Here is a 26312-nt window from a genome sequence, read left to right as displayed (position 1 = left end):
GGATCAGGCCAGACCGAGGCGTTCGGCGGCGGTGGCCGCGTCGACCGGAACGGTGACCGGCTGCGGCGCGCCGGCGACGGCCCAGTCGGGGTCCTTGAGCCCGTTGCCGGTGACCGTGCAGACGATCCGCTGGCCCGGGTCGACCTTGCCCTGGGCGGCGGCCTTCAGCAGACCGGCGACCGAGGCGGCCGAGGCGGGCTCGACGAAGACGCCCTCCTGCGCGGCCAACAGGCGGTAGGCCTGCAGGATCTCACGGTCCGTCACCTCGTCGATGAAGCCGCCCGACTCGTCACGCGCGGCGATCGCGTAGTCCCACGAGGCCGGGTTGCCGATGCGGATCGCGGTGGCGATCGTCGACGGGTCCTTGACGACCTCGCCCCGGACCAGCGGGGCGGAACCGGAGGCCTGGAAGCCCCACATGCGGGGGCGGTGCGTCGCGAGACCGTCCGCCGCGTACTCGCGGTACCCCTTCCAGTACGCCGTGATGTTGCCGGCGTTGCCCACGGGCAGGACGTGGATGTCGGGCGCGTCGCCCAGCATGTCCACGATCTCGAAGGCGGCGGTCTTCTGGCCCTCGATGCGGACCGGGTTGACCGAATTGACCAGCGCCACCGGGTAGTTCTCCGAGAGGCTGCGGGCCAGGGTCAGGCAGTCGTCGAAGTTGCCGTCGACCTGGAGGATCTTCGCGCCGTGCACGAGGGCCTGGCCCATCTTGCCGAGCGCGATCTTGCCCTGCGGCACGAGGACGGCCGACACCATGCCGGCGCGTACCGCGTAGGCCGCGGCCGAGGCGGAGGTGTTGCCGGTGGAGGCGCAGATGACGGCCTGCGCCCCCTCCTCCTTGGCCTTGGTGATGGCCATGGTCATGCCCCGGTCCTTGAAGGAGCCGGTGGGGTTGGCGCCCTCGACCTTGAGGTGCACCTCGCAGCCCGTGCGCTCGGAGAGGACCTGAGCGGGTACGAGCGGCGTGCCGCCCTCACGGAGCGTGACGACCGGCGTCTTTTCCGTGACCGGAAGACGGTCCCGGTACTCCTCGATGATGCCGCGCCACTGGTGGGTGCCCTTGTGGGTCATGGGTCCTTACTCCCCTTCAACACGCATGATGCTGGCGACACCGCGCACGGTGTCGAGCTTGCGCAGCGCCTCGACGGTCCCCGAAAGGGCGGCGTCGGGCGCGCGGTGGGTGACGACGACGAGGGAGGCCTCGCCGAATCCGTCTTGTCGACCTTGCTGGCGCACCGTGTCGATGGATACGCCGTGCTCGGCGAAGACCGTCGCGACCTGGGCGAGGACGCCCGGCTTGTCGGCCACGTCGAGACTGATGTGGTACCGCGTCACCACGTCGCCCATGGGGCTCACGGGCAGCTGGGTGTACGCGGACTCGCCGGGGCCGTTGGCCTCGTTGAGCTTGTTGCGGCACACGGCGACGAGGTCGCCGAGGACGGCCGAGGCCGTCGGAGCGCCGCCGGCGCCGGGGCCGTAGAACATGAGCTGCCCGGCGGCGTCGGCCTCGACGAAGACCGCGTTGTACGCCTCGCGGACGGAGGCCAGCGGGTGGCTGAGCGGGATCATCGCCGGGTGCACGCGCGCGGTGACGGACTCGCCGTCGGCGGCGCGCTCGCAGATGGCGAGCAGCTTGATGGTGCAGCCCATCCGCTTGGCGGAGGCGAAGTCGGCGGCGGTGACCTCGGTCATGCCCTCGCGGTAGACGTCGTCGAGGCGCACGCGCGTGTGGAAGGCGATCCCGGCGAGGATGGCGGCCTTGGCGGCGGCGTCGAAGCCCTCGACGTCGGCGGTCGGGTCGGCCTCGGCGTACCCGAGGGCGGTGGCCTCGTCGAGCGCCTCGGAGTAGCCGGCCCCGGAGGTGTCCATCTTGTCGAGGATGAAGTTCGTCGTGCCGTTGACGATGCCCATCACGCGGTTGATCTTGTCGCCGGCGAGGGACTCGCGCAGCGGGCGGATGAGCGGGATGGCGCCGGCGACGGCGGCCTCGTAGTAGAGGTCCTGGCCGTGCTCCTGGGCGGCGGCGTACAGGTTCGCGCCGTCCTGGGCGAGCAGCGCCTTGTTCGCCGAGACGACGGAGGCGCCGTGCTCGAAGGCGGTGGTGATGAGGGTGCGGGCCGGCTCGACCCCGCCGATGACCTCGACGATCACGTCGATGTCCCCCCGTTTCACGAGGGCGGTGGCATCGGTGGTGATCAGCTCCGCGGGGATGCCCTCCCGGACCTTGTCCGGGCGGCGGACCGCCACGCCGGCGAGCTCGACCGGGGCGCCGATGCGCGCGGCGAGGTCGTCGGCGTGCGTCGTCATGATGCGCGCCACCTCTGAGCCGACCACTCCACAGCCCAGCAGCGCCACCTTCAGCGGACGCGTACGCATCATCCGACCTCTTTCTCGTCCTACTTCGTATCTCTACGTTCGAGTCTCTGCGACTCTCAACGGTGGAACCAGTCTCACTCACCGGACGGGGGTTTCAGCCCCTCGTCCGGATCCTGAGACATCTATTTCATCACTCGACTATTTCATCACCCGACGTCGAGACGCAGGAGATCTTCCTCCGTCTCGCGCCGCACGATGACCCGCGCCTCGCCGTCGCGGACGGCGACGACGGGCGGCCGGAGTGCGTGGTTGTAGTTGCTGGCCATGGAGCGGCAGTACGCACCGGTGGCCGGCACGGCGATGAGGTCGCCGGGCGCCAGGTCCGAGGGCAGGAAGGCGTCCCGTACGACGATGTCGCCGCTCTCGCAGTGCTTGCCGACGACCCGGGAGAGCATGGGCGCGGCGTCGCTGGTCCGCGAGACGAGGCTGACGCTGTACTCGGCGTCGTACAGCGCGGTGCGGATGTTGTCCGACATGCCGCCGTCGACACTCACGTACGTCCGCAGCCCTTCGAGCGGCTTGACGGTGCCGACCTCGTACAGCGTGAACGCGGTGGGCCCGACGATGGCGCGCCCGGGCTCGACGGAGATACGGGGGGTGGCGAGGCCCGCGGCCTCGCACTCGCGCGTCACGATCTCGCTCAGCGCCTTGGCGATCTCGTGCGGCTCGCGCGGGTCGTCCTCGGAGGTGTACGCGATGCCGAGGCCGCCGCCGAGATCGATCTCGGGCAGCTCGACCCCGTGCTCGTCCCGCACCTCGGCGAGCAGCTGGACGACGCGTCGCGCGGAGACCTCGAAGCCCGCCATGTCGAAGATCTGCGAGCCGATGTGCGAGTGAATGCCGATGAGCTCGAGGCCGTCGAGCTTGAGGGCCCGCCGCACGGCCTCGGCGGCCTGCCCGCCGGCGAGCGCGATGCCGAACTTCTGGTCCTCGTGCGCGGTGGCGATGAACTCGTGCGTGTGGGCCTCGACGCCGACGGTCACGCGGATCTGCACGCGCTGGCGCCTGCCGAGGGACTGCGCGATGTGCGCGACGCGCGCGATCTCCTGGAAGGAGTCGAGAACGATCCGCCCCACACCGGCCTCGACGGCCGTACGGATCTCGTTCTCGCTCTTGTTGTTGCCGTGGAAGGCGATGCGCTCGGCGGGCATCCCGGCGGAGAGGGCGGTGGTGAGCTCCCCACCGGAACACACGTCGAGGTTCAGCCCCTCTTCCTTGAGCCACCGCACGATGGCCCGGGAGAGGAAGGCCTTCCCGGCGTAGAAGACGTCGGCGTCCTTGCCGAAGGCCTCGGCCCAGGCACGGCAGCGAGTACGGAAGTCGCTCTCGTCGAGGAAGTAGGCGGGAGTCCCGAACTCCTCGGCGAGCTCGGTCACGCTCAGCCCTCCGACGGTGGCGACTCCGCGCTCGTCCCGCTCGACGGTCCGGGACCAGACCTTGGGGTCGAGGACGTTCAGGTCGGCGGGCGGCGCGGTGTAGTGACCCTCGGGAAGGACGTCGGCATGGCGAGGGCCTGCGGGATGGGCGGAACGACTCATGTCTGAACTCTTTCAAATCCGTTCGGGTGCGCTGATGCCGAGCACGGAGAGGCCACCGGCGAGCACCGTCCCGGCGGCTTCGGCGAGCGCGAGCCGGGAACGATGGGCGGCCGAGGGTTTCTCGTCGCCGAGCGGCAGAACGGTGTGCTGGAACGCGAGCAGCGCGTCGGCGGTGGCTTCCAGGTGCCGGGCGACCCGGTCTGGGGCGCGGTGGCGGGCGGCGGTCAGGAGGGCGACGGGGTGATCGCCGAGGACGCCGAGAAGTCCGGGTGCGTGGACGGGTGTCTCGTACGCGGGCCCGAAGCCGAGCTGCGCGGCGTTGACGAGCAGCCTCCGGACCCGGGAGTGGGCGTACCGCACGCGGAAGAGGGAGTTGCGCTCGTGCTGGACCAGGAGGGGAGGCCCGTCGAGGGGCCGGTCCTGGGGAGCGGCCCGGAGGAGAGCCCAGCGGGCGGCGTCGACACCGAGGGCGTCGGGGTCGTACGCCCCGGGGTACACGTGGATCCGCTCGTCGACGCAGTCGTCGATCCGGTGATCGACGGACTCGTCGATTCGGTGATCGACCGACTGGCCGGCGGGCCGGCCGACGGCCTGGCCGACCGGCTGCCCCCCGCGGAACCCGGCGTCGGCGCCCTGGGTCCGGAGGAGCCGGACGACGGTCTCGGTGACGAGCAGCGCACGCGACTCTGTCAGGTCGGCGAAGCGGACGGTGACCCCGGCGAGGGCGGTGCCCCTCCCGTACGCCTCCCCGGCCTCGCGGACGGCCCGCACGAGCTCACCGCCTGCGTCGGGCCGAAGGGTGAAGTTCAGGAAGCCGGGCCCGGTGACGGCGACCGCTTGGAGTCCGGGGGCGTCACGGAGACGTTCTTCGAGGATCCCGGCGACGTCGAGGGCGGAGCGTCCGGCGGACCGGGCGAGAGTGAGGGCGACGTTGCTGGCGTACTCGCCGACGCCGCCGGGCCGAGCCCGCTCGACCTTGACCACCGGGGGCACGTCGACCCGCAGCGCACCGTCGTCGACCGCACGGCGCACGGCGTGCAGCACGGTGAGGGAGAGGTCCGCGGGGGTCACGGGACAAGCGTAGGGGAGGAGGGGGGGCGTCACGCGAACCGGTTTCGCCATGCGGTCACCCGAGGCGGGGACCTGCCCGGTGGTCGGGCGACGGACGGCGCTCAGTGCGGACGGTTGGTGCTCCCGGCGCGTCGGGACTCCTGGCAGCCGTCGACTGCGGCCGGGTCCTCTCCCCCGTCGGGCCCGGCCCCCTCGGGCCGCTCCCGGCGCTCGCGGTGCATCAGCTGACGGACGACGCGGACGAGCTCGGCGGGCTCGAAGGGCTTGGCGAGAAAGGCGTCGACACCGGAGCCGACCCCACCGGACACCTCGTGCTCACCGCAGGCGCTGATGATCGCGACGGGGAGGTGACTGGTCCGGGGATCGGCCCGCAGCCGCTCGGCGGTCCTGATCCCGTCCAAGCGGGGCATGACGACGTCCAGGGTGACGACATCAGGACAGACCTGATGTACGACATCCAGACACTCGGCACCATCGGCCGCGGTCACGACCTCGAACCCCTCGAGTTCGAGATTGACCCTGATCAACTGCCGGATCACCTTGTTGTCGTCGACAACGAGCACCCGACCGGACACGCCTGACACACGAACGAGAGTAGGGCGCCCCCAACGGCCGCGTCCGGGTTTTGCCCACTTCTGACCCGTGCGGGGGACCCAGCCCCTGGTGACACCCCGGAAATACCTGTTCACAGCCACTCCCGCGAAGCTGGTAGGGTTCTACCCGTCGCCGCCGAACGCGGCGGACGCCCCCGTAGCTCAGGGGATAGAGCAACGGCCTCCGGAGCCGTGTGCGCAGGTTCGAATCCTGCCGGGGGCACTTCGCAGAAGTGCCACACAGACCCCGTGATCAGCGGAAACGCTGAACGCGGGGTCTTGTTGTATATGCAGGCGTGTGCAGCGCTGAGCGGCCGTATGTCGGGGTCCGTGGACTATTCGTGGACAGGGACCGAGGCCGTTGTCGCCGGTCAGAGAACAGACAGGTCGAGCCATCTGTCGAAGCGGTCCATGCCGTCGAAGCGGTCGACGATCAGCTTGGCGAGCGCGTTCGACTCAACGACCGACGGCGCATCGATCACAAGGAACTCAGGGCGAGACGGGTCGATGTGGAACCCGCACCCTGCCTCGTCCAGAAGCGGCTCCAACCACTCGGCTCGTGGCCTGTCCACGGCAGCGAACACCACGGGGTTCTCCGCCCAGGGGCGCTCCGAAACATGACCGCGGCAGCTCGCGACCGGCACGGCGCCGATGTACGAGAGCGCATACGCCAGGCCCGCTACCCCTACCTCCAGATCCCCCAGATCCGCGTAGAAGTCTTCGGGTTCTCCCTCCGAGAAGCTCGGGATCCGCTGAAGGAGCTGACGACGGATGCCCTCATCCTGGACCCCGTCCACCACGCCGGTGTCACAGGCGCGGGCGATCTCTTCGAACTGCGACTCCGAAGACGCCAGTTCCGCAAGCATGGCAATCTGCGCCGCCTCAGCGGAGACGATGGTTCGCGCTTCCTCCGATGTCACGCCCAAGATCATCCAGACGCCGCGAAAGGCCCCGATCCCTTCATCGTCCGGAATATCCTCCTCCGTCGGCATCCAGAACTCAGCTTCTTCGGGTATACGACTGGATACCGGGTACTCCGTGCGCGGAATCATGGCCCTCCATACGGGTGCGAGCGGTTGAAGTAGAGGTCATTTTGTCTCGCAGTCGGAGGGCGGACAAGAGCGCCTGAACAGGCAAAGGGCCCAGGTCAATCACAACCTGGGCCCAGCTAAGAGCGCTACCGCCTATTCGTACTCACTGAGCAAGTCCTCGATGCGCCGATTCGCCACTTCCTGACGGCCGTCAAGGCACTTCGCGTACCGACTCAACAGCACCTCCACACTGTTGCCGGCTCGCTCGGCAACCTCGGTGGCGTCCACCCCCGCGTTCAACCACGTCGAGAGGGCCGAGTGTCGGAGATCGTAGGGGCGTCGGGCGAGCGGAGAGGCGACGACGGCCGGCGGGAGCGCGAGCTCCCGAGCTTCCTGCCACGCCCGGTAGTACGTGGAGGAGGAGACCACTCCCCCGTTCTCGCTGAAGAACAGGCGCCCGCCCTCGGCAGTACCGAACGTCTCGATGTGCTCCCGGAAGACAGCCACGAGCTGGGGCGGGATGGGCACCCGGCGGACGTCCTCGGTCGGGCGGTTCTTCAGGCCGCGGTCGTCATGGCTCTCCCCCGTGTCGGTCCACTGTTTCCCGACGCTCGGGCGAGTCCGGTGAAGCAGTGCGGAGCCCCACCCGGAGTCGGGCAGCGAGAGATCCGGCTCCGCCAGGCCGACGGCTTCGGCAGGTCGGAACCCTCCGAAGTACATGCCGGCGAACAGGCCGACCAGACGCCGACCTCGGGCTCGTCGGTAGCCGCCGACATACGAGACCGCGTGGAGGAGGGACCGAGCCTGCTCAGGATTGGCGACGATCCTCGGGTCCACCTCACTGGACACCTTGGGCTTCTGCCAGCGAACCGCAGCGAGCGGGTTCTCGGGGAACTCCCCTAGGTCTACGGCGTAGTGCACCGCGTTGACGAGGGTCCGGCGCTTTCGCCGTACCGTCTCGGCAGCGGCCGCCGTGCCGTCGAGCTTGAGCTTGAGCGAGTCGAGGACCGCGCGCCCGATCACCGGGTCGGCGAGGTCGGAGAGCGGGCGGGAAGCCTTCACCACCCAGTGCAGCGCGTTGCCGATCTCGGTCGGCAGCTCACGGTCGTCGGGCCCCGGAAGAACGAACGCCCAGTTCCTTAGCGCCCTACGGAGCAGCTCATCGGACGGACGCCCCGGACGATCATCGAGGAGGGCCGTTGTGACCGAGGCCAGTGATTCGTTGATCCCGTCGCGCGTGTTCGGTGCCGCGTGCGGCCATTTCATGGCCAGATACTTCAGCGCGAAGGCGTACCAGGTGAGAGCGGACTTCTTCTCCTCCATGGAGCCCGGAAGGCCGGATTCGGTGTCGAATTCCTCGCCGTCGCGAGCCGCCCGCACCAGCTTGGAGCGGTAGTTGTCGGCGAGTGCCTTCGTGCGGAAAGAATCGGAGAAGACCCGGCCGGCGACAGCCCAGCGCACGTCATAGGACGGCTTCTTGGTGTTCCGCTTGCGAACACCCCAGATCTTGACGTCGAGCGACTTCACGCGGCAGCCCCTTCCAGCCCTCGGAGCCAGGCGGAGAAGTCCGAGCGCCAGACCCGCAGCTCGCCATTCGGTAGCTTGAATGCCGCCGGTCCCTGCCCCAACTCACGCCAGCGGTAGAAGGTCCGCCGCGACACCCCACCCAACTCGACGAGCATCTGCGGCACAGTCATCAGCTCGTCCGTCACAGCAGCTCATCCCCCTGTGCTTCTAGTTCGGTTCGGATCTCTCTGGCGTGGTCGCGGTTGTGCTGAATGTCGCGGCGGATGTTGGCGGCGAGCCAGGACTCACCCGGGGTGGCGCCGTGGCCGGCATACGCCCAGTGCGCTATGACGAGGAGGGTCGACTCGGGGTGCTCGTCCGGGTCGGGGAGGCCGAGGGCGGTGCGTTGCTGCGCCGCGCGGTAGTCGGCGCGGACCTGGCGTAAGGCGCCGAGGGTGGTGGAGTAGGCACGGGATTTGGTCGAGAAGTGGCCGCGGAAGCCGAGCATGTGCGCCCAGGCGCGGAGACGTCGGTCCGGGTAGGCCGCATCGAGGTCCATGCAGGCTTCCATCAGGCGCCGGGGGTGCTCGGGGACGTCGAGGAGGATCAAGGCTTCCTTGTTGCCCACGCGGTGGTCGACGGATCCGGTCGTCTCGGCAGCCTTCGTGGCGTACTTGGCGACGTAGGCGGCGACGGCCTGTTCGGTGAGGTCCTCGCCCTGGCCGAAGGCGCCAATGGGCTGGACGTCGAGCTGAGTGCCCCACGTGAGCGTGAGGTCCTGAGCGACGCCGTGCGCGGGGGCGGCCGGGACGACAACCTGGACGCGGGCGGCCGCAGCCTGGATGGCGTCGGTGAGGAGGCCGAGGGTGGCCCAGTGCGGGGGCGGGGTGTGGGGTCCGTCCGGGCCGTCGAAGCGGATGACGGCGTGAAAGTGGACGGCGCCGCGCTTCTGGTACTCGGCAACCTTGCCGAAGGAGACGCGGGACTGTTCGCGGGCGGCTTTCTGGGTGAGGCCGGCGCGGGCGGCGATCTCGCGGCGGAGGTAGATGGTGAAGTAGCGCCACAGCTCGGAGGCGTGGTTGTTCCAGAGCACCGCGGCCGCGTAGTCGTAGGTGGTCGGGTCGAGCGGTGTCCCGAGTTCGGGCGCGTCATCCTGGTGCTGCTTGCCGCAGCGGCAGGGCCGGGTACCGGGCCGGTTGTGGACGGGGCCGAAGGACGGGGCGGTGAGGGTAGCGAAGACGCGGGGGTGGTCGCGGATCGTCTCGGGGGTGCCCTTGTCGGGGTTGCCGACGAGTCCGGCGCGGATGAGGTGGTAGGTGTCTCCGGCGTAGGTCCAGGCGCAGGAGAGGCAGCGTGAGGCGCGGCGGTTGCCGCAGGCGACGCGGAGGACGCCGCCGGGTTCGGCGTCGGTGTTGTAGGCGTGCAGGACCGTACGGGTGGCGGGATCGAGCAGCTTGGTCCCGCCGGTGAGGCGGATGGGGGCGGTGCAGCCGCCGGTGCGGCGGAGTTGTTCGGTGAGGCGGTCGAAGCCGGGAGACCCGGCCAGCCGGAGCAGGTCGCTCAGGGTGGCCGGGTCCAGGCCCGCCGCGATGGCGGAGTCGGTCACGCCAGGACCTCCTGTCGCGCGGTCATGAAGGCGGTGCCGATCCAGCGGGTGTAGGCGGGAGGGATGGCCTCGGTGAGTTCTTCGTGGACGTCGGTCCAGGTGATGTCCATGGCGTCCTGCATCTCGGGCACGGTGGCCTTGCCGCCGCCCTTGCCGTATGCGGCGACGTAGGGGCCTTCGCGGCGGATGCCGTGGCGGTGGCCGCGTACGTAGCCGCGGTGGCGGGAGTGGGCCGGCTTGGTGGTGGCCCAGCGGCCGAGTTCGAAGTTGCGGTGCCGCAGGACGCCGAGGCCGAACATCTCGCCGCACAGGGTGAGGTCCTTGCGGATCGCGGCCCGGCCGTTGGGCTGCTCGATCACGTACGGCAGGCCGGAGGTGTCGAGGAGTTCGCGGGTCGGGGCGACGAGGTCGACGTGGGTGCCGCCCCAGCCCCGGGAAGCGTTCGTGCCGACCGTGACGGCGCAGCCGGCCTGGCAGGGCGGGGAGGCGTGGACGAGGGTGTACCGCTCGATCTCTCCCGAGGCGATCAGACCCGCGAGATAGTCGAGGGCGTCGCCGCGGTGGTAGGCGAAGGGGTAGCGGGGGCGGTCGGCGATGTCGCAGCCGTCGACCGCGAACCCGGCGCGGTGGTACCCCATGGCGCCGCCGCCGGCACAGGAGAACAGGTCCAGGACCCGGGGCGTGGCGTTCACGCGGCACCTCGTACGGCGCGGGTGGTGCGCAGGGCGGGGACGGTGTGGCCGAGGCCCCGGCAGGTGGGGCAGTTGACCCGGACGGTGCCCCGGGTGCCGTCGACGTCGGCGAAGCCGGTGGTGATGGTGGCGGTGGCGAAGCCGTCGCAGTCGCGGCAGACGCGCGCGGTCAGGGTGGTCTGGGACATGATGGGCTTTCCCTTTCGGGTCCGGTGGATCTGGGAGGGGTTGAAGGCGCCCGGGGCGGCGGAAGTTTGGCGACCTAGGCCGTCCCGGGTGCCCCTTAGCGTGTGTTGCGCCTGCCGTGGCCCTTGGACGCGTACATCGCCGCATCGGCGGCCGAGAGCGCGTCGGTGAGCGTGGGGACCGGCAGCTGGTCGCGGTGGCAGCGGCCAACCGAGGCCGAGACCGGCAGGACGTGACCGTGGTGGCGGACCGGCGCGTCGAGGGCGATCCGCAGCGCGAAGGGGCCGGCGGTGTGGGCGGGGTCGGTGACGATGGCGGCGAACTCGTCTCCACCGAGGCGGGCGGCGATCCCGTGACGGCCGCACCAGTCGGCCAGACGCTGGGCGGTGGCGGTGAGGACGGCGTCTCCGGCGGCGTGGCCGTGGGTGTCGTTGATGGCCTTGAAGTCGTCGAGGTCGATCAGGAGGACGAGTGCGCTCGCGTGCTTGGCCAGGAGGTGTTCGGCGCGGGTGGTCCATCCGGCTCGGGTGTGGAGGCCGGTGAGGGGGTCGCGGCGGGCGGTGGCCAGGCGGCGCCAGAGCAGTCCGCCGTGCAGGGCCCAGCCGAGGGCCGGTAAGCCAGCCGCGGCGATCGTCTGCGTGTCCATGGTGGTCACCGGCCCTTCTGCATGTCGCGGACGACAAGGCGCAGGACGACGGCGATCAGGGCGACGGAGACGCCGGTGATGGCGACCGCGAGGAGCATGGAGACCAGGACGGCGCCGACGACCAGGACGACGGCGCCACCGCCGGCGGCGAGGGCGAGCGCGCTGCCGGGGGTGAGCTGGACCGTGGTCCGGGCCGGGGCGACCGGTGCCGGGGCGGGGGCCTGGACCGGCTCGACGTCGGTCACGGGGGCGGGCTGGATGGGCGGTGTGACGATGCCGGTCGGGAGCGGGTTGACCGGGATGCGGGGCTGGAGCATGACGGGGTTCTCCCTACTTGATCGTGGTGTCGATGAGGGGTGCGAGAAGGCTGTCGGCGAGGAGGTAGCCGCCGAGGAGGAGGACGGCGACGAGCCACCAGGGCGGGCGGATGAGCTTGATGCCGAGGCCGCCGACGACGATCAGGGCGAGCCAGAGCGGGACGTCCATGACGCGTTCTCCTTCGGGTCAGCGGGGGTTGCAGCGGTGGGTGCTCGCGGCGAGTTCGGCGGCGGCGCGGGTGTTGTAGTCGGCGGAGAAGTCGCAGCGCGGGGCGGTGCACACGGCGGTGTGCTTGGTCCGGCCGCGGCCGTCGTGGTGGGTGCCGACCTGGACCGGGCCGATCTTGATGACGTGGTGGAAGCGGTTCGGGCGCACGGGTCTTGCCTCCTGTCTGGTCAGGCGAGTTGGAGGGCGATGGAGTCCGCGAGGGGTGCGGGGATGCCGAGGCGGGCGCGGAGGGTGGCCGCGTCGATCGGGGCACCGGTCTGGGCGTGATGGGCGTCCGCGATCTTCCGGGCGTGGTCGAGCAGCGCGGGCGGGACCGAAGCCGCGGGCGCCGGGGTGACAGGTTCCGGCGTGACCTCGGGTGTCGACGGCGTTTCCTGTGCGGCAGGTTCGGCCGGCGGAAGCTCGGGAGACGGGTCCGGGACACGCTCGACGACAAGGTCCGGCGCGGCGGGTTCGAGGTCAGGCTCAGCCGCAGGTTCGGGCTCGGGGGTGTGCGCGTGGGCGAGGAGGGTGCCGCCAAGGAAGGCGAGGGCGGGCCACCCGGCGACGAGGATGCGCAGCCAGTCGGGGACGTCGTTCATGTCCAGGAGTCCGGCGGTGGCGACGTTGGCGCCGAGTGATGCGATGAGGGCGATGGCGAACCAGAGCCAGGCGTCACGGTTGCCGCCGTCTTTGCGCATCCGGCGCCAGGCAGCGACCAAGAGCAGATCGACGGAGACCGGGTATGCCCAGGCCTTCCATCCGTCCTGCCCGGCCGCGGCCGCGAGGTCGTGCAGGTGGGCGAAGGACAGGGCACCGGCGATGACGGCTTGGATGAGCACTGCATCGAGGCGGAGGGTGCGGAACACCGGGTCACCTCCTTCCTGGGTCAGGTGGTGCCGGTGCCGAAGCAGTCCGGGCAAAGTCCGGTCTGCGTGGCGTCGATCGCCCGGTTCTTGCGCCCGACGAGGACAGCCGTCGTGGTCTCTCCGGTGCCGGCGCAGGTGCCGCAGGGCGGCGGAGCGGGCGGGAGCTTGGGCGAGCCCCGGCGCGGGGCGGGTGTCTTCTTCACGCTGGTCATGGCGGTTCCCTTTCGGCTTCAGGCATGGGTCGGGTAGGGACCTGGCGTGAGACGGTCACTCCAACCGAGAAGGGAGAGACTCAGCTGGTTGCCGGGATCGGCTTCACCAGCGGGACGGGCCCGGCCGACCCGACGACGGCGGGAACGGTCGGCCGGAAGGGGCCGAATCGCGGGACGTCCGGGGTGAGGTGGGCGTGCTCGGAGCAGATGGCAGCGGCGTCGGCCGTAGTCAGCTCGGGGGTGCGGATGCGGGACCAGCCGCCGGAGGTGTCACCGGCCACTGCGAGGCCCGGCAGGTCGGGCGGGATCGATGTCACGGCGACGACCGCGTCCGGGGCGATGTCGCCGAGCCCCATTTCGGCGGTCTGCTTGTCGTTGACCCGGTGCACTACGCGTCCGGTGAGCTGGGCCCGCAGTGCGGTGGCGCCCTTGCCGAGGTCGGAGCCGAAGCGCTGCCCGCAAACCTCCAGGAACATGCCGGCCGCGCGAGCCATCTGCCCGAGCCGGATCAGCTGCGTGACCATCCGGTCCCGCCGTTCCTCATCCTTCTTCGTCGCCACGAGGAACAGCTCCGCGACCTCATCCACCAGCAGCACGACCGGCACCGGGCGGACGACGTCGGGGAGTTCCCACACGTCAGCGGCGCCGTGGTCGCTCAGCAGGTCGAACCGGTCCTCCATCTCTTCCACGAGCGCGTCCAAGAGCCCCGACGCCTCTTCGGGCGTGATAGCGAGCGCGGACAGGCGGGGCGCGTAGCGCTGCTGCTCGACTCCCCGCTTGCAGTCGATACCGACCAAGGCGACCCGGAGGCGTGCGAGTCCGGCGATCAGGTTGCGCTGGTACATCGACTTGCCCGACTGGTTCGCGCCCAGGGTCAACGCGTGCGGGACCTTGAGATAGTCGCGGACGAACGCGGTGCCGTCCTCCCGCAATGCGACCGGAACGCTCATCGGGCCGACCGGAAGGTTGCGCGGCATCTTCACCTGCCGCAGGACGTTGTAGCCGGTCATCCTCAGTTCGACGAACCCCGGCTTGGTCTCGGTCACGTGGACGGAGTGGACGCCCCAGGCGTGCCGCAGCCGCTCGGAGGCCGCCATCACGTCGGCGGGCTCCAGACCGGCGGGGAGTCGGAGGGTGACCCGCAGGCCGGTCGAGGAGGCCCGCACCCGGCGGACCTTCGGCGGCACCGGCTGGACGTCGGGGCGGCGGGCGACGTTGCGGACCATGAACGCCCGCAGACGGGACGGCTGAACCGTCAGCCCGCACACGTCCATCGTCGACCGGTACGTCACCGCGAACCGCACGGTGGCCACCGGCAGACCCGCCAGCGACCAGAACACACGCGGCGCGCGGACCTTCGCGTACCCGAGACCGCCACCGGCCCCGGCGAGCGGGAGGCCGACCTCCCATAACGTCGACAGATCCGTCATCGTCAGACCCCGACCTGGGTGACCGCGACCGCGCGGAACGAGATGCCGTGACGGGTCTGCCCGTTGAACGTGTTCTCCCAGTCCCGGGCCTTGAGCCCGATCACCGACACCGGCATACCCGGCGCGAGCCCGTCGGGGAGACCGGTCTCCGGGACGGTCACCTGGTAGAGGTTGCCCTCCCCCTCGTCCGAAATCAGCAGGCCCACCGTGGACAGCCCGGCACCGGTCTCCCGGTCCATCGCGCGCTCACCGGTCTGCTTGCTCACGAGCTTCGGCGTGGGAGCCGTGGCCACGAACACCACAGCGGTCGAAAGGTCGATCTTGAAGGACGGCATCTTCACTCTCCCGGTAAGGGGGGCTTAACAGCCCGAGCGTCGGAACCCCAGTACTGCTAAGGGGGGGTTAGCAGCCAAGATGCACGCGACTGGTGCGGGATGTCAAGCCCCCCTTAACATGTGGGTATGAAGTCAGCCCAATGTCCGGTTCCGCGAGGTGTTCGCCGTGATTGAAGAAGTGCGGCGGGTCGCCGCCATGCAAGATCACGCGCTCCGCGTGAAGGCCGCCGTGGAGCTGATGGGGGACCTGCAAGCCGCCGTCGTCGAGACTTCTCGCATGCGCAAGGAGAGCATCGCTTGGCTTCGCGACAACGGGCACTCCATGGCCGACGTGGCCAAGATGATGGGCGTCAGCCGGGCGCGCGTGGCACAGCTCCGCGATGCCGGCCCCCCTCCGGAGCGCGCATTCCTCGGTACCGAGCACGCTCAGGTACTCGTTCCCATGCGGCCGGGCGAGCGAGATTACGTGGCGCTCGAAGACAGCTCCACGGGACAGAAACTGTTGGCCTTGGCACATCGTCTGCAACTCGAAGGAGACCTCGGCTACATCCCGACCTCCGGCGAGATCGACCTCAACCGTGACGACCTGCTGGTCGTCTGTGGACCGAAAACTTCACCTGTCACCGCCGAAGCATTGGGCAAGGACCCACGGCTAGCTTTCGAGACCTTGCCAGATGGGCGCTGGGCCCTGATCGAGCGAGGCGCCGGCACCGTACACACCTCCCCTACCGACGACCCCGAGAAGCCCTCACCGACGGATGTCGCCTATCTCGGCAGACTGCCGAGGCCTGACGGGCAGGGGAACTTCCTGCTCATCGCCGGCGTCCATGCAGTCGGTTCGCTAGGCGTGGCTCACTTCCTCTCCGAGAACGTCGCCGATCTCTACAAGCAGGTGGGCACGGCCCCGTTCTCCATGGCCATCGCAGCGGACTACGACCCGAACACCAAGACGATCAGCAGTAGCCGGGTGCTGAGCGATGTCCTGATCCACGAGACCACCTGACGTGCTCGTCGACGCCGCCAGCTACCCCCGCCCTGGGGGTACGAATGAGGACTTCGTGCTCTTCGACTCCACCGCGGCCGTGGTTCTGGACGGCGCCGGGATGGCACCCGGCATGCAGTCGGGGTGCCGGCATGGAGTCGCTTGGTACGTGGAGCAGCTGGGGACATTCCTGCATGCAGAGGCAGTCCGGGCAGACAAGCCCCTCGCCGTTTGCCTGGCGACGGCGATCGAGTCGACGACGAACAAGCACCGGGACACCTGCGCGGTCGATGGTCCGCTGTCTCCATCCGCAACGGTGTCGGTGGCCCGCGTGCGAGGCGACGTCGTCGAGTGGCTCGTACTCGGAGACTGCACAGTTCTCGTCCAGAGCGACGGCACAGTGACAGCCGCAACGGACGATCGCCTTGTCCACGTGGCGCCTCGAGCCCGTGAAGCTCTCGCCAGGGCAGCCTCAGGGTCGCCTGAGCGGCAGCGGGCCCATGAAGCCTTGGTTCGAGAAGAGCGCAGCCAGCGCAATACTCAGGGCGGTTACTGGGTGGCGGCAGCCGACCCGACGGCAGCAAGCCAGGCACTCACCGGCTCAGAGACCGTGGCCCGGGTCGAGGGCGTAGCACTTCTGACCGACGGTGCTGGACGACTGGTGACGACGTTCCACTCAACCGACTGGCAGGGCTACATGGGCCTACTGAGGCACAGTGGCCCCGAGGGAGTGCTCCGGCAGGTCCGCGAAGCGGAAGCATCCGACCCCAGCCTCAGCCAATGGCCACGAAGCAAGCAGTACGACGACGCCACAATCGCGCACATCCGCCCATAGGCACGGTGGAGTTGTTACAGATTTCTCTACCTCATCAAGGCACCCGCCGCGCACAGCGCGGCGCGCGCGGCCCGTCGCCCGGGCCTGCGCTCCTGTCTCCGCCCCGCTCCAGCCCGACCGCCGTCCGCACGCCTAACAGCTCGGGTTGATGGGTGACGAACCCGGGGCAGCCGGGGCGAGTGCCCAAGGTGCGGGTCAGAGCAATGCCTCCGGCGGGGGCGCTCAGGCTCCGGGATGTAGGGGGTCGTGGGCGTCTGCCGGCAGCATCGTGGTGAAGGTGGGGGCTCCCATCCCGCCTGCCATCGACCCAGGCAGAGCCGAGCAGACACGGCACCGGGCGTCCAGGTCGTTCGTACAGTGGCGCGCTCCACCTGGACGCCCGGCACCGCGCCCGCTCCACATACGTGTGGGTCGACGGCAGACGGGATGGGAGCTGGGGGCATGGCTAGCGGGCATGGAGCGGTCTTTCAGCTGGGTTTGCCGATCACACTGCCCTCCGGGGAAGGAGGGTCATCTAGACAGCAGACGACCCGGCCTGCCAAAACGCCCGGCTACTGGTCCTCGCTCGACTCGGTTGAGGTGGTTCCTGCACCTGCCAGCGCCTGCATTCGACCGTCCTCAGGTGCTCGATCAAAAAGGATGTCGAAATATTCCTGCCATTGCGACCTCGCCTTTCCGAGAAGACCAGCCCAATCGGTCGCATCCATTCCCTGCCTACGCAGCCCAGCAAGCTTCTCAGTAAACCCTGCCGGCCTCTCCAATCTGTCTGCCACCATCAGACCAGTCACCGACGTGAAATCTCCACCTCGATTCGCAATTATCGCTTCTCGAAGGGAGAAAATGTAGCGCTCGAACCGGCCGACGTGATCCCAGTCGGCCGTGACTCCGGGACGCATAAATTCAATCACAAGAAGCTGATGTCCAGAACAGAGCACCAGATCCACTCGCCCCTTCCATCCTTCCAAAGTGTCAAGGGACGTCTCCCCGACCATCTTCATCAGGTTTTCAAGGCTCTTCTCGACCTTAAAAGTATCCCACTCCGGCGAGATCATCCACGGATTCTCCGCGATGTAATCTCGCACAGCATTCTCAAGTTCGCGATTCTTGATGCGCTGCTCAAGGCCTTCAAGAAGATTCAGTTGGATCTTGACGCGCTCCGCCGCATGAAGCGCGTTCATCGCTCGGGATTCAATCAAAATTCTGACAAGTGCGTCGGCATCCATCTCGCCGGTCTGGCCGAGATCATCGATCAAGTCGCGAAGTCGACCTCCTTCCCATGCGCTCAAGATGGCATTAGCCAAATCCTCGAACTGCTCGTCTGAAATTACGGCGACCCTGGCAAGCGATGTCAAGGCGCGATTCACAATCTTTCGCTCATGCCTCTCAAGCTTTCCGAGGCGCTGCGAGAAAGGCTCAATCCTGGCGTTCATCGCCTTCACCTTCGACTCGGCGCGCCGATCTTGCCAGATCCTCAGAAGGGCCTTCACTCGATCCTGACCCCACGCAGCCAGAGGGAGAGCCGCGTCCGCCTCCCAGTTGATCCGCTGCCGTTCCGTCGAGATCAAATCTTTCTCTTGATCATCAATGAAGTCGGCCTCGATTCGACCTGACAGGTAACTCGTACCTTGCTGCCCTCCAATTCCGCCACTCAGATTGAAGAAGAAGGGGCGCTGAGAGAGTTTATGATGACTGAAGATCGAGATGCCTGCCAGCTCTTCCTCATGGATCGGGTCCCGGTAGAAATGAAACTGCCAGCGAATCTTTTCTCCATTGGAGAGCCGCTCGACTCCCCAGCCTCCGTCGAGGGTCAGACCAGCCGGCGCTTCACCCTCGGCGTAGTCAGCAGGGAAAGAGAACTGAATCTTCTCCACATCCCCCTCATCTGCGATCGGCTTGCCATCCACCAATACTTCAAACTCGTCCGAACGCTCTAGCAGGAGAAAACGTCGCGCCATGCTCAACCGAAACTGATCACTATTCGGTCGCTTCTTGAGCGTTAGATTACGGAGATAGATGGTCGTGCCGCCATCCTTCCTCATGGACTCATTCGGGCCAGAGTAATCGACTACCTCCACATCGAGGCGGGTTTCGCTGGCATATCCGTCGGATTCTCCCGTGAGGCGAGCAACGTCGAGCTTAAAAACCGTCCGCTCTCCCGTCTCTCGACTCACTGTGTCGACGACGACAAGATTCGCGATTCCGAATCCTGCGAACTTTCCAATCCCCTTGCGCCCCATGACCGGACGGCCACCAACAGTGAACTCCGATTGCCGATCCTTCCGGCGATTGTAGCCAACCTTCAGGTATCGATCCTGACACTGCTTAAGGGACATCCCCTCCCCAGTGTCCGAGATTACGATCTCGGCGTCTGCTGAAATGTCATCCGGCAAGCTGACCGTCACGCGTCGAGCGTCAGCATCCCAGGAGTTCGAGACGAGTTCGGCAATTGCGGCGACCGGGGATTGATACATGTCGATTCCAAGGTGCTCGATCACTCGACCATGGAACGCGATGTACAGCTTGGCCGCTTCAGTTGTCACCGTATTCAACTTCTTCCTGTCTGAGGACGCTGTTTTCCGCCAGCGCCTTCTGGCCACCCGATCTCGCCAAGGAGCGCTCCCCGCCCCCGCACGCCGAGTCTCGCCCTAGCTATATGACACGGCCTGGCCGCGTGACAAGATCCTCAAAGACTAGACACGGAGGTTCTGTTGGGCGGCAGGTTTCGCGTAGGGCAGGTCTACCGCTACGCCAGCGGAAAGGACCCCCTACCGCAGGTGCTGGACGGCTACCCAAACTTCCACCACGTGACCTTCTCCCCGGGGCGGAAGCGGGCGTTGCTCGAGCGTGGCATCAACGGGATGGCGAAGGTCTCAGCCCTCGGCGGCGCCCGCAGGCCAGCCATCTTCATCCGGTCCAGCCCTTGGAAGGCAGGGACCGAACAGACGCCGTGGCACGACGTGTTCGACATGGACAACGGGCACGTCCGGTACTTCGGGGATCACAAGGCCGGCCTAAGCATGGCTCCGGGCACGACCACCGGCAATGCCACCCTGCTTGACGCCTTCGATGGCCACCAGGGTCGTACGCCCGAAGCGCGAGCCGCGGCGACACCACTGCTGCTCTTCCGGTCGGTCTCTCGAAACGGGCAACCCAAGGGGCACGTTGAGTTCTGCGGGCTTGGTGTCATTGAACGGACCGAACGGCTCGTTCAGTGGGGTGGAAGTGACCACACCACGTTCGTGAACTATGTCTACGACATTGCACTTCTCGATCTAGCAGTTGAGGGCGATGAGGTCGCCTGGGAGTGGATCGAAGCCCGTAGGGACGAGACCGTCACAGACGCCGAGGCCGTCCAGCTCGCGCCCACGGCGTGGCGGGAATGGGTGAAGCACGGCATCTCAGCGCTGCCACGGCTACGACGTCGTGTCGCTCGTGCCAAGGTCAGCAAGGTTCGCGACCAGCGGCCTAAGCCTGGTAGCAGTGAACATGCCGACCTTGAACTGATCTACAAGCACTTCGACGGCCGCAAGCACGATTTCGAAGCCCTGGCGTCCGCGGTGGCGGCTCGTGTCCTGCGAGGATCCGGGCATAGCTACGTCGAAGGATGGTTGACGCGGCGCTCAGGAGACGGCGGCGCCGATTTTGTGGGTCGCATCGATCTGGGAAGCGGCTTGGCCGGCACGAACCTCGTGGTGCTGGGGCAGGCCAAGTGTGTGAAGCTCGACACGCTCGTCACCGCGGAACAGATCGCTCGCGTCGTGGCGCGGCTCCGGCGAGGGTGGATCGGCGTCTACGTCACTACCGGGGCGTACTCGGAGCCCGCACAGACCGAGATGGTCGAGGACCAGTACCCGATCGTTCTGATCAACGGATCAGAACTGGTGCGTGAACTCAGAGCTATGGCTAGGGACGACCACGGCGGCGACCTGACGGCGTGCATTGAACACATACTCGCTGGGCAGGAAACTGTGATCACGAACCGCAGGCCGGAGGAGATCCTCCTTGAGTGAGCTCTGACGGTCGCGGTCTATTCGCGGACAGGCAGGGGACATCCATGGGCTTGCAATCCTGCCGGGGGCACTTCGCAAGGAGTGCCACACAGACCCCGTCAACAGCGGAAACGCTGAGGACGGGGTCTTGTTGTATGTGCGGGCGTGTGCGGCTCGGAGCAGCCGTATGTCGGGGTCTGTGGACGAGGCGTGGACGGGATCTTGGGCCATCGCCGCAGGTGAGGTGCACGAGGAGACGAGAGGCCGCATCAGCCTGCAGGCAGACCTCTGAGGTATCGGCCGCGCCGAGGAGCCTGCCCGCGGTGCTCCTGGAGACGACCAACGCCCCACCGAGGCACGGCTCAAGCCTTGTTCCATGCCTGGCGATGGCGAGCGACGCTGTAGACCTGCTCGACCTGCTCGGCCGTCAGCACCCCCGAGAGCGGCGCCAGAGCAGCGACTTGGCGCTCCTGGTACACCCGGACGCTGAGTTGCGTGGCGACCACCTTGAGATCGGTGACGCCGACGAAGACGAGGACACCGGTTCAACCGGTACAGGGAAACCGCAGTAGTGCTCAAGCACCCGGACCACACGCTTGGCCTCAGCTCGGCTCTTGCGGACGTAGGGCGCCGGCTTGCCGTGATTGACCTTCACTGCGTCGTCGCCGACCCATACGGCCTTGTCGTGGTGGTGCTTCGTGTTGATGCTGAACACTCCTCCAGGGCCGATCAGCAAGTGGTCGACGTCCACACGTTCGCCCAGGGGAATGGAGTGCAGGACCCGCCAGCCGTGCCGCTCCAGGCGGTTCAGCACGCCTCCCACGCGCTTCTCCCCCCGCCAGTCCTTTCCGCCACGAGTCCCACTTGCTGGGGCGCCGCAGGAGTCGTGAGACAACACGCTCCATGAGACCCGGGCCGGACTTGTCGAGCAGGTCACGAAGGGCTTCACCGGGGCGGTTGGCGGACAGGTCGTCGGTCGGCAGCAGAGGCGGCAGTACCGGACGGGCTTCAGCCCGCGATGCCGGCTCCCGTGGCGAGACCCGCGCGGAGATCTCCCGTAAGTGGTCTGTCAGCAGGGCGATCACGTCATCGCGATACTCGGCAGCCAGGACGGTGATGTCCCCCGTGTCACGTCCGCCCAACCGACCGCAGTGCCATCGGGCAGATTCGCGTACAGGCGATCATGTCCGTACCGCTTCCAGCGCGTGACTTTCAGCTCCACGAGCCCCCCTCGTCCGCTCTCAGCTCGCAGCATTGCAGCGGGTAGGGCTGAAAACGAGTGAGGCCCCGGACAAGATGCCCGGAGCCTCTCTGGGGTGGTGCGGGATGCTTCACTCGTACTCGCGAAGAAGATCCTCAATGCGCCGGTTGGCGACGTCCTGGCGCCCGTCGAGGCACTTCGCGTATCGGGTCAGCAGGACCTCCACGCTGTTGCCGGCGCGCTCCGCAACCTTCAGTCTGGCCCGCACCTTCCTCGCCGAGGGGCGCACGGCCGACGCATCGACGCCCGCGTTCAGCCAGGTCGACAGCGCCGAGTGCCGAAGGTCGTACGGCCGACTCGCGAGCGGCGAGGCGGCGACGGCCGGCGGAAGCGCGAGGAGCCGGGCCTCCTGCCACACGCGGTAGTAGGTCGAGGATGGCACTACCGAGCCCTTCTCACTGAAGAACAGGCGCCCGTCGTCCGCCGTGCCGAAGGTGGTCAGGTGCTCACGGAGAACGGCGACCAGGTGCGGCGGTATGGGCACCCTGCGGACGTCCTCATTCGGGCGGTTCTTCAGCCCGCTGTCGTCGTGGGTCTCTCCCGAATCCGTCCACTGCCTGCCGACCGACGGACGAGTCCGATGAAGAAGGGCCGAGCCCCAACCCTGCGAGGGAAGGTCCAAGTCCGTCTCGACCAGGCCGACGGCTTCGGCCGGACGAAGCCCACCGAAGTACATGGCTGCACGGTCCAGTGGCGCGCTCCACCTGGACGCCCGGCACCGCGCCTGCTCCACAGCGTGTGGGTCGACGGCAGACGGGATGGGAGTTGAGGCGAGGGTGGCAGGTCGGAACGAAGCTCACGCAAAACCCGCCGCACGGCCCTCCGGAGTGGCTAATCTTCTGCGAACCACCCGGGTGTTGGACACCTGAGAGCAGTGGAATACGTGACGGATATTTTCGGGAAGCTGACGGACAGCCTTTATAACCGGATAGAGCAAAAGTCGCATTACTAGCGCGCAACGACGAAAAGCCAGACATCAAGCAAGGGTCCAGCTTCATGACAATGCCGACTAGCGGCGGCGAGTAATCGAGCACATCTACGGTCAATTTGCAGCGGGCGATTGCACGCCAACCCAATGCGACAGGCAGTTATACCGCAAAAGACCCAGGAGGCGACCCATGCCAACACCCCGAGAAAAGGCAGATGATGAGATCCTTAATCTCCGCTCGAACTTGACGACCCTAGGAGTCGCGATCGGAGTAACGGGGCCCACGCGAACAATGATTCGCCGCTATCACGCAACCCGCATGTGGTTCGGCAGATCCCTTTTCAACCTCTTCATGTTCTTCTTCATTCCGACCTTGGTGCTCCGGATTTACCTAGATTGGGTTGAAACCGTCGTACGGGCCATGCGGAATCCTCCCATTGACGTAGCGATACCGGCGGACAACCTGAACGAGTGGTGGAGTCTAGCCAAGGAGGCAAACCCTATAGCCTTCTCTGCAGCCGTTTCCATGGCTTTCATGGTACTTCTCATTGGCATCATTTCTATTGTGGCAGCTGCGCTTCTCATCTACTTCGTTACGATATTTTCATTTAAGCACTTCTGGAGGTCACCCTCAAGGAAGTACGTTCTAGTGCATCATGTTTCTAATGCGATAGATTATGCCGCGCGCGCATACCAGAAGGCGCCGGGAAGCGCAAAACAGCAGATCCTCCTCCGTGGCTTGAGTAGCGAGCTTCGTGAAATCCATAAAGAGGTTGCACTGATTACTCGATTTAACAAAACCATAACGAGAAGCTCTCACCGTAGAATCCCCCTTCATACGCATCATTTGCAGGTTATCGCCAAACTTCAGGAGCAGGAGAGAGGGATTGACGTGGATGTCAGGTCCGCTCTCACTACTCTTGCGGAGACGCTCACCAAGGTGGCTAATGCGCACTCGGTAGGGAAAATCGGCGAGCTACTCTCGGAGACCGAGGTGGGGAGCCTCTCGCCAGCCCGCTCGCGGGATTTTGAACCCCTCAAGATGGCCCTAACGGCCCTGATGCTGAGTGGCTCTGTTTTGCTTGTAACTTTCCTAGACCTTCCCGACGCGGCGGTCACGTCTGTGGTTGGGGCCATGGGCATCCTCGCTGTATCCGTAATTTATGGAAGCAATGCGCGTCGAGGCTTGGAAATTCTAGACTCGGTTCGCGGAATTCAACGCCCATAGAATCCTGCTCTGGCGAGGCAGGGCATGGATTCATCGGCGGCATTCACATGCGTGCGAGTTTGGATTGGCGCTCAACGCGGCGAGAGTAGACCCGGGGAAGACCACAATCCTGCCGGGGGCACTTCGCAAGGAGTGCCACACAGACCCCGTCAACAGCGGAAACGCTGAGGACGGGGTCTTGTTGTATGTGCGGGCGTGTGCGGCGCCTAGAAAGGCTCGGCATCCGCCGTGATCACCGCAGCGCTCGGCGCGGTCGCCTTGTTGGGAACGGCGCCGACAGCACACGCGATCCCCGCCCCCAGCCCCGGCTCCATCGTCGACAAGGGATCGCCACGTGACGTAGGGGCAGCTATCGCCTGTCCGTGGTTCCGTCGGGTGGGGCACCGTGATCGGTCGAGCCGCTCAGTCGGGTGGATCCGTAGCGGCGGGCCTCTCCTCGGACTTGCCCTGCCCTGCCGTGCCGTGCCGTGCCGTGGAGGTCAGGGCGGTATTACGCTTTGACCGGTTCGCCTTTCGGGGTGTTGGTTGATGGGCCGTCAGGTGTCGCTGGGTGATTCCGGCGGCTTCGGCGTCGAGGACGGCCGGGGGGCCTAGGTCGGGGGGAACTGTGACGGGAGAGTCCGTGTCCAGGCGTACCGCCAGGAAGGTCGAGCGAGCGTGGCGTGAGGGGGTCGCGCTGCTTCGGCTCGGGCAGTTCGATGCCGCCGCCGTTCGGTTCACCGAGGTTCTGGAGTACGACCCCACGGCCGCCGACGCCTGGTTGGGGCTGCATGCGACAGGGCGGTCCCAGGCCGAGGCCGTCGAAGCCATGGGGCGGTACCGGCATTCCTTCGGCGCGCTGCGGAACACGTGTGCGCTGACCGTCCGTTCGCAGTTCGACCTCGGCGTCTACGTCACCTTCCGGCTGGAGACCTCGCGCGATCTCTGGCTCGCCGGCATGGCGCAGCAGCTCTCCTCGGGGCGCGTCGACGAGGCCGAGCCGGCTCTTCTCACCGCCGTTCTCGACTGTGACGAGACGCGGTTCCTCTGCACCCGTTACGCCTACCTCAAGCAGAACTGGCCGCAGGTCCTGGAGTTCTCGCGGGGCATCCAGGCACCCTTCCTGCGCGACGAGGCCCAGCTGTACGTCGGGTACGCGCTCGCCCGCCAGCGCGTCTTCCACGAGGTCCTCAACACCGTGGCGCCCCTCCCCCGGGTGCTGGGCCGTGGCGGGAGGTTCGACGGCGAGGTCGCCTACCTGCGCGGGCTCGCCCAGGAGGGTGTCGGCGACGGCCGGGAGGCGCTGCGCCACTTCCAGTACGCCTTCCGCTGCTTCCCCGGCCTCGCCGACGTCGCCCAGCGCGCGCAGGCCCATGTGCCCGTTCAGGTCCCCGCCGCCGCCCCGGAGGGGGCGGCCGCCTCCGCCGCGCCTTCCGGGGAGGGGGCCACCGCCACCGCCGCGGACCGGCGGCTCGACGAGGCGCTCGCGCGGCTCGACCGGATGATCGGGCTCGAACCGGTCAAACGGCAGGTGCGGACCCTCGTCGCCCAGCTGCGGATGGCCACCGTCCGCAGGGAGCAGGGCCTGCCGACGACCGCCGGGCCGCAGCACTTCGTCTTCGCCGGTCCCCCGGGCACGGGCAAGACGACCGTGGCCCGCATCATCGGCGACATCTTCGCCGGGCTCGGCATGCTGGCGACGGGGACGCTCGTCGAGACCTCGCGGGTCGACCTCGTGGGCGAACACCTCGGGTCGTCGGCCATGAAGACGAAAGCCGTCGTCGACTCCGCCCTCGGTGGCGTCCTCTTCGTCGACGAGGCCTACGCGCTCCACAACACCGGTTACTCCGGCGGCGACGCCTTCGGCAAGGAAGCCCTTCAGGTGCTGCTCAAGCGGGCCGAGGACGACCGCGACCAGCTCGTGGTCATCCTGGCCGGATATCCGGACGAGATGGCCGAGCTCCTTTCCACGAACCCCGGCCTCACCTCCCGTTTCAGTACGCGGATCGACTTCCCCTCGTACTCGGCGGCGGAACTCCTCCGGATCGCCCACGGCGTTCTGGAGGCCCAGGGCGACGTCGTGGACGAGGACGCCGCCGCCGTCCTCCACTCCCACTTCCGGAGCGTCGTACAGGACGGGCTCGTCGACCGGCTGGGCAACGGGCGGCTCGCCCGTGAGCTCTGCCGCAAGGCCGCCTCCTCACGCGACCTGCGCCTCTACGACACCCACGGCGGGAGCGCGACCCCCAGCCGGGACGACCTCGTCACCGTGCGCGTCGCCGACGTCAACACCGCGTACGAGGAGTTGCGTTCCGCCGGCGGCGCTCCTTCCAGATGACACCCGGGCACCCGTTGGGCGGGGTGTGGGCGGTGTACGGGCGGGGAGCGGGCAGGGTGTGGGCAGGGTGCCGGCGGCCCGTGGACACCCGAGTGCGCCTTGCGCCGTGCGCTTGCCTGAGGCCGCCGCCCCTACGCCGTGCGCTCGCGCGAG

At 67.5% G+C, this 26312-nt stretch carries 25 protein-coding genes, 1 tRNA gene and 2 pseudogenes; 6 read left to right on the top strand and 22 right to left on the bottom strand.

Annotation, left to right across the window (positions count from 1 at the left end):
- Positions 1-3 precede the first annotated feature (3 nt).
- The 5 genes from thrC to IF00_RS0123375 all read right to left on the bottom strand — a co-directional run bounded on the left by thrC (position 4) and on the right by IF00_RS0123375 (position 5572).
- Positions 4-1074, bottom strand: coding sequence for a threonine synthase (gene thrC / locus IF00_RS0123395; protein ID WP_030321059.1), 1071 nt, complete (start codon positions 1072-1074; stop codon positions 4-6).
- Positions 1075-1080: 6 nt separating this feature from the next.
- The gene (locus IF00_RS0123390; RefSeq protein WP_030321057.1) at positions 1081-2379 is read right to left on the bottom strand and encodes a homoserine dehydrogenase; all 1299 of its coding nucleotides are present in this window, start codon (positions 2377-2379) and stop codon (positions 1081-1083) included.
- A gap of 146 nt (positions 2380-2525) precedes the next feature.
- On the bottom strand, positions 2526-3917 hold the full coding sequence (gene lysA, locus IF00_RS0123385) for a diaminopimelate decarboxylase (RefSeq protein ID WP_030321055.1): 1392 nt from the start codon (positions 3915-3917) through the stop codon (positions 2526-2528).
- Between the two features lie 12 nt (positions 3918-3929).
- On the bottom strand, positions 3930-4988 hold the full coding sequence (nrtL, locus tag IF00_RS0123380) for an ArgS-related anticodon-binding protein NrtL (protein WP_030321053.1): 1059 nt from the start codon (positions 4986-4988) through the stop codon (positions 3930-3932).
- Between the two features lie 101 nt (positions 4989-5089).
- A complete protein-coding gene (locus IF00_RS0123375; RefSeq protein ID WP_030321051.1) occupies positions 5090-5572 on the bottom strand; it encodes a response regulator in 483 nt (160 codons plus the stop codon).
- 160 nt (positions 5573-5732) lie between these two features.
- Between IF00_RS0123375 and IF00_RS0123370 the strand changes: the two genes are divergently transcribed.
- Positions 5733-5804 (top strand) — tRNA-Arg (locus IF00_RS0123370).
- 148 nt (positions 5805-5952) lie between these two features.
- On the opposite strand, the gene IF00_RS0123365 is transcribed toward IF00_RS0123370, so the two are convergent.
- From IF00_RS0123365 to IF00_RS0123300, 14 genes are all read right to left on the bottom strand, one after another.
- Positions 5953-6633 (bottom strand): hypothetical protein, encoded by a 681-nt coding sequence (locus tag IF00_RS0123365; RefSeq protein WP_030321049.1) that lies wholly within the window; start codon positions 6631-6633, stop codon positions 5953-5955.
- A 132-nt stretch (positions 6634-6765) separates the two neighbouring features.
- A complete protein-coding gene (locus IF00_RS0123360) occupies positions 6766-8139 on the bottom strand; it encodes a tyrosine-type recombinase/integrase (RefSeq protein ID WP_030321048.1) in 1374 nt (457 codons plus the stop codon).
- Positions 8136-8309, bottom strand: coding sequence for a helix-turn-helix transcriptional regulator (locus IF00_RS0123355; protein ID WP_030321046.1), 174 nt, complete (start codon positions 8307-8309; stop codon positions 8136-8138). The genes IF00_RS0123360 and IF00_RS0123355 overlap by 4 nt, the downstream gene beginning before the upstream one ends.
- Positions 8310-8320: 11 nt before the next feature.
- The gene (gene repSA / locus IF00_RS0123350) at positions 8321-9724 is read right to left on the bottom strand and encodes a replication initiator protein RepSA (protein WP_030321043.1); all 1404 of its coding nucleotides are present in this window, start codon (positions 9722-9724) and stop codon (positions 8321-8323) included.
- Positions 9721-10362 (bottom strand): DNA methylase, encoded by a 642-nt coding sequence (locus IF00_RS0123345; RefSeq protein WP_245234616.1) that lies wholly within the window; start codon positions 10360-10362, stop codon positions 9721-9723. The genes repSA and IF00_RS0123345 overlap by 4 nt, the downstream gene beginning before the upstream one ends.
- A gap of 50 nt (positions 10363-10412) precedes the next feature.
- Complete coding sequence (locus IF00_RS41520; protein WP_037638859.1) at positions 10413-10604, bottom strand: hypothetical protein; 192 nt, start codon at positions 10602-10604, stop codon at positions 10413-10415.
- A 95-nt stretch (positions 10605-10699) separates the two neighbouring features.
- The gene (locus IF00_RS0123335) at positions 10700-11248 is read right to left on the bottom strand and encodes a GGDEF domain-containing protein (protein ID WP_030321040.1); all 549 of its coding nucleotides are present in this window, start codon (positions 11246-11248) and stop codon (positions 10700-10702) included.
- A gap of 5 nt (positions 11249-11253) precedes the next feature.
- Entirely contained in the window at positions 11254-11565 is a 312-nt protein-coding gene (locus tag IF00_RS0123330) for a hypothetical protein (RefSeq protein WP_030321038.1), read from the bottom strand.
- A 13-nt stretch (positions 11566-11578) separates the two neighbouring features.
- On the bottom strand, positions 11579-11734 hold the full coding sequence (locus IF00_RS45125) for a hypothetical protein (protein ID WP_106975866.1): 156 nt from the start codon (positions 11732-11734) through the stop codon (positions 11579-11581).
- Between the two features lie 18 nt (positions 11735-11752).
- The gene (locus IF00_RS0123320; protein WP_030321037.1) at positions 11753-11941 is read right to left on the bottom strand and encodes a mobile element transfer protein; all 189 of its coding nucleotides are present in this window, start codon (positions 11939-11941) and stop codon (positions 11753-11755) included.
- A 20-nt stretch (positions 11942-11961) separates the two neighbouring features.
- Positions 11962-12642, bottom strand: a complete 681-nt coding sequence (locus IF00_RS0123315) for a DUF2637 domain-containing protein (protein WP_030321035.1) — start codon at positions 12640-12642, stop codon at positions 11962-11964.
- A gap of 20 nt (positions 12643-12662) precedes the next feature.
- The gene (locus IF00_RS0123310) at positions 12663-12854 is read right to left on the bottom strand and encodes a hypothetical protein (protein WP_030321032.1); all 192 of its coding nucleotides are present in this window, start codon (positions 12852-12854) and stop codon (positions 12663-12665) included.
- An 80-nt stretch (positions 12855-12934) separates the two neighbouring features.
- Positions 12935-14284 carry an FtsK/SpoIIIE domain-containing protein gene (locus tag IF00_RS0123305; protein ID WP_030321026.1) on the bottom strand — a complete coding sequence of 450 codons (1350 nt, stop codon included), beginning with the start codon at positions 14282-14284 and terminating at the stop codon, positions 12935-12937.
- 2 nt (positions 14285-14286) lie between these two features.
- Positions 14287-14619, bottom strand: coding sequence for an SCO3933 family regulatory protein (locus IF00_RS0123300; RefSeq protein ID WP_030321024.1), 333 nt, complete (start codon positions 14617-14619; stop codon positions 14287-14289).
- Between the two features lie 166 nt (positions 14620-14785).
- On the opposite strand from IF00_RS0123300, the gene IF00_RS0123295 reads away from it, so the two are divergent.
- Entirely contained in the window at positions 14786-15622 is an 837-nt protein-coding gene (locus IF00_RS0123295) for a hypothetical protein (protein ID WP_030321022.1), read from the top strand.
- A gap of 1 nt (position 15623) precedes the next feature.
- Entirely contained in the window at positions 15624-16436 is an 813-nt protein-coding gene (locus IF00_RS0123290; protein ID WP_030321021.1) for a protein phosphatase 2C domain-containing protein, read from the top strand.
- 551 nt (positions 16437-16987) lie between these two features.
- Here IF00_RS0123290 and IF00_RS0123285 read toward each other — a convergent pair.
- Positions 16988-18976: an ATP-binding protein gene (locus IF00_RS0123285; protein WP_030321019.1), complete on the bottom strand. Its 1989-nt coding sequence runs from the start codon at positions 18974-18976 to the stop codon at positions 16988-16990.
- Between the two features lie 234 nt (positions 18977-19210).
- On the opposite strand from IF00_RS0123285, the gene IF00_RS0123280 reads away from it, so the two are divergent.
- On the top strand, positions 19211-20446 hold the full coding sequence (locus IF00_RS0123280) for a restriction endonuclease (RefSeq protein WP_245234611.1): 1236 nt from the start codon (positions 19211-19213) through the stop codon (positions 20444-20446).
- 341 nt (positions 20447-20787) lie between these two features.
- On the opposite strand, the pseudogene IF00_RS43965 reads toward IF00_RS0123280, so the two are convergent.
- Together IF00_RS43965 and IF00_RS0123270 are read right to left on the bottom strand one after the other, a co-directional pair.
- Positions 20788-21680: pseudogene (locus IF00_RS43965) on the bottom strand (nuclease-related domain-containing protein).
- A gap of 76 nt (positions 21681-21756) precedes the next feature.
- Positions 21757-22368 (bottom strand): annotated as a pseudogene (locus IF00_RS0123270) (tyrosine-type recombinase/integrase); the annotation flags it as partial.
- A gap of 436 nt (positions 22369-22804) precedes the next feature.
- On the opposite strand from IF00_RS0123270, the gene IF00_RS45750 reads away from it, so the two are divergent.
- Positions 22805-23842, top strand: coding sequence for a hypothetical protein (locus IF00_RS45750; RefSeq protein WP_158710515.1), 1038 nt, complete (start codon positions 22805-22807; stop codon positions 23840-23842).
- A 622-nt stretch (positions 23843-24464) separates the two neighbouring features.
- Positions 24465-26159: an AAA family ATPase gene (locus tag IF00_RS0123265; protein WP_051820580.1), complete on the top strand. Its 1695-nt coding sequence runs from the start codon at positions 24465-24467 to the stop codon at positions 26157-26159.
- Positions 26160-26312: the final 153 nt, after the last annotated feature.

The sequence above is a fragment of the Streptomyces flavochromogenes genome, from assembly GCF_000717595.1.
GTDB lineage: Bacteria > Actinomycetota > Actinomycetes > Streptomycetales > Streptomycetaceae > Streptomyces > Streptomyces flavochromogenes.
This window is presented reverse-complemented; position numbering and strand designations above follow the sequence as displayed.

What these genes read in the sequence shown, in the direction of transcription:
- IF00_RS0123335 (WP_030321040.1), bottom strand. Translation starts at nt 11,248, where the DNA reads ATGGACACGCAGACGATCGCCGCGGCTGGCTTACCGGCCCTCGGCTGG.
- IF00_RS0123365 (WP_030321049.1), bottom strand. Translation starts at nt 6,633, where the DNA reads ATGATTCCGCGCACGGAGTACCCGGTATCCAGTCGTATACCCGAAGAA.
- IF00_RS45750 (WP_158710515.1), top strand. Translation starts at nt 22,805, where the DNA reads ATGCCAACACCCCGAGAAAAGGCAGATGATGAGATCCTTAATCTCCGC.
- IF00_RS0123355 (WP_030321046.1), bottom strand. Translation starts at nt 8,309, where the DNA reads ATGACTGTGCCGCAGATGCTCGTCGAGTTGGGTGGGGTGTCGCGGCGG.
- IF00_RS0123300 (WP_030321024.1), bottom strand. Translation starts at nt 14,619, where the DNA reads ATGCCGTCCTTCAAGATCGACCTTTCGACCGCTGTGGTGTTCGTGGCC.
- thrC (WP_030321059.1), bottom strand. Translation starts at nt 1,074, where the DNA reads ATGACCCACAAGGGCACCCACCAGTGGCGCGGCATCATCGAGGAGTAC.
- lysA (WP_030321055.1), bottom strand. Translation starts at nt 3,917, where the DNA reads ATGAGTCGTTCCGCCCATCCCGCAGGCCCTCGCCATGCCGACGTCCTT.
- IF00_RS0123330 (WP_030321038.1), bottom strand. Translation starts at nt 11,565, where the DNA reads ATGCTCCAGCCCCGCATCCCGGTCAACCCGCTCCCGACCGGCATCGTC.
- IF00_RS0123390 (WP_030321057.1), bottom strand. Translation starts at nt 2,379, where the DNA reads ATGCGTACGCGTCCGCTGAAGGTGGCGCTGCTGGGCTGTGGAGTGGTC.
- IF00_RS0123345 (WP_245234616.1), bottom strand. Translation starts at nt 10,362, where the DNA reads ATGGGGTACCACCGCGCCGGGTTCGCGGTCGACGGCTGCGACATCGCC.
- IF00_RS0123305 (WP_030321026.1), bottom strand. Translation starts at nt 14,284, where the DNA reads ATGACGGATCTGTCGACGTTATGGGAGGTCGGCCTCCCGCTCGCCGGG.
- IF00_RS0123310 (WP_030321032.1), bottom strand. Translation starts at nt 12,854, where the DNA reads ATGACCAGCGTGAAGAAGACACCCGCCCCGCGCCGGGGCTCGCCCAAG.
- IF00_RS41520 (WP_037638859.1), bottom strand. Translation starts at nt 10,604, where the DNA reads ATGTCCCAGACCACCCTGACCGCGCGCGTCTGCCGCGACTGCGACGGC.
- IF00_RS45125 (WP_106975866.1), bottom strand. Translation starts at nt 11,734, where the DNA reads ATGGACGTCCCGCTCTGGCTCGCCCTGATCGTCGTCGGCGGCCTCGGC.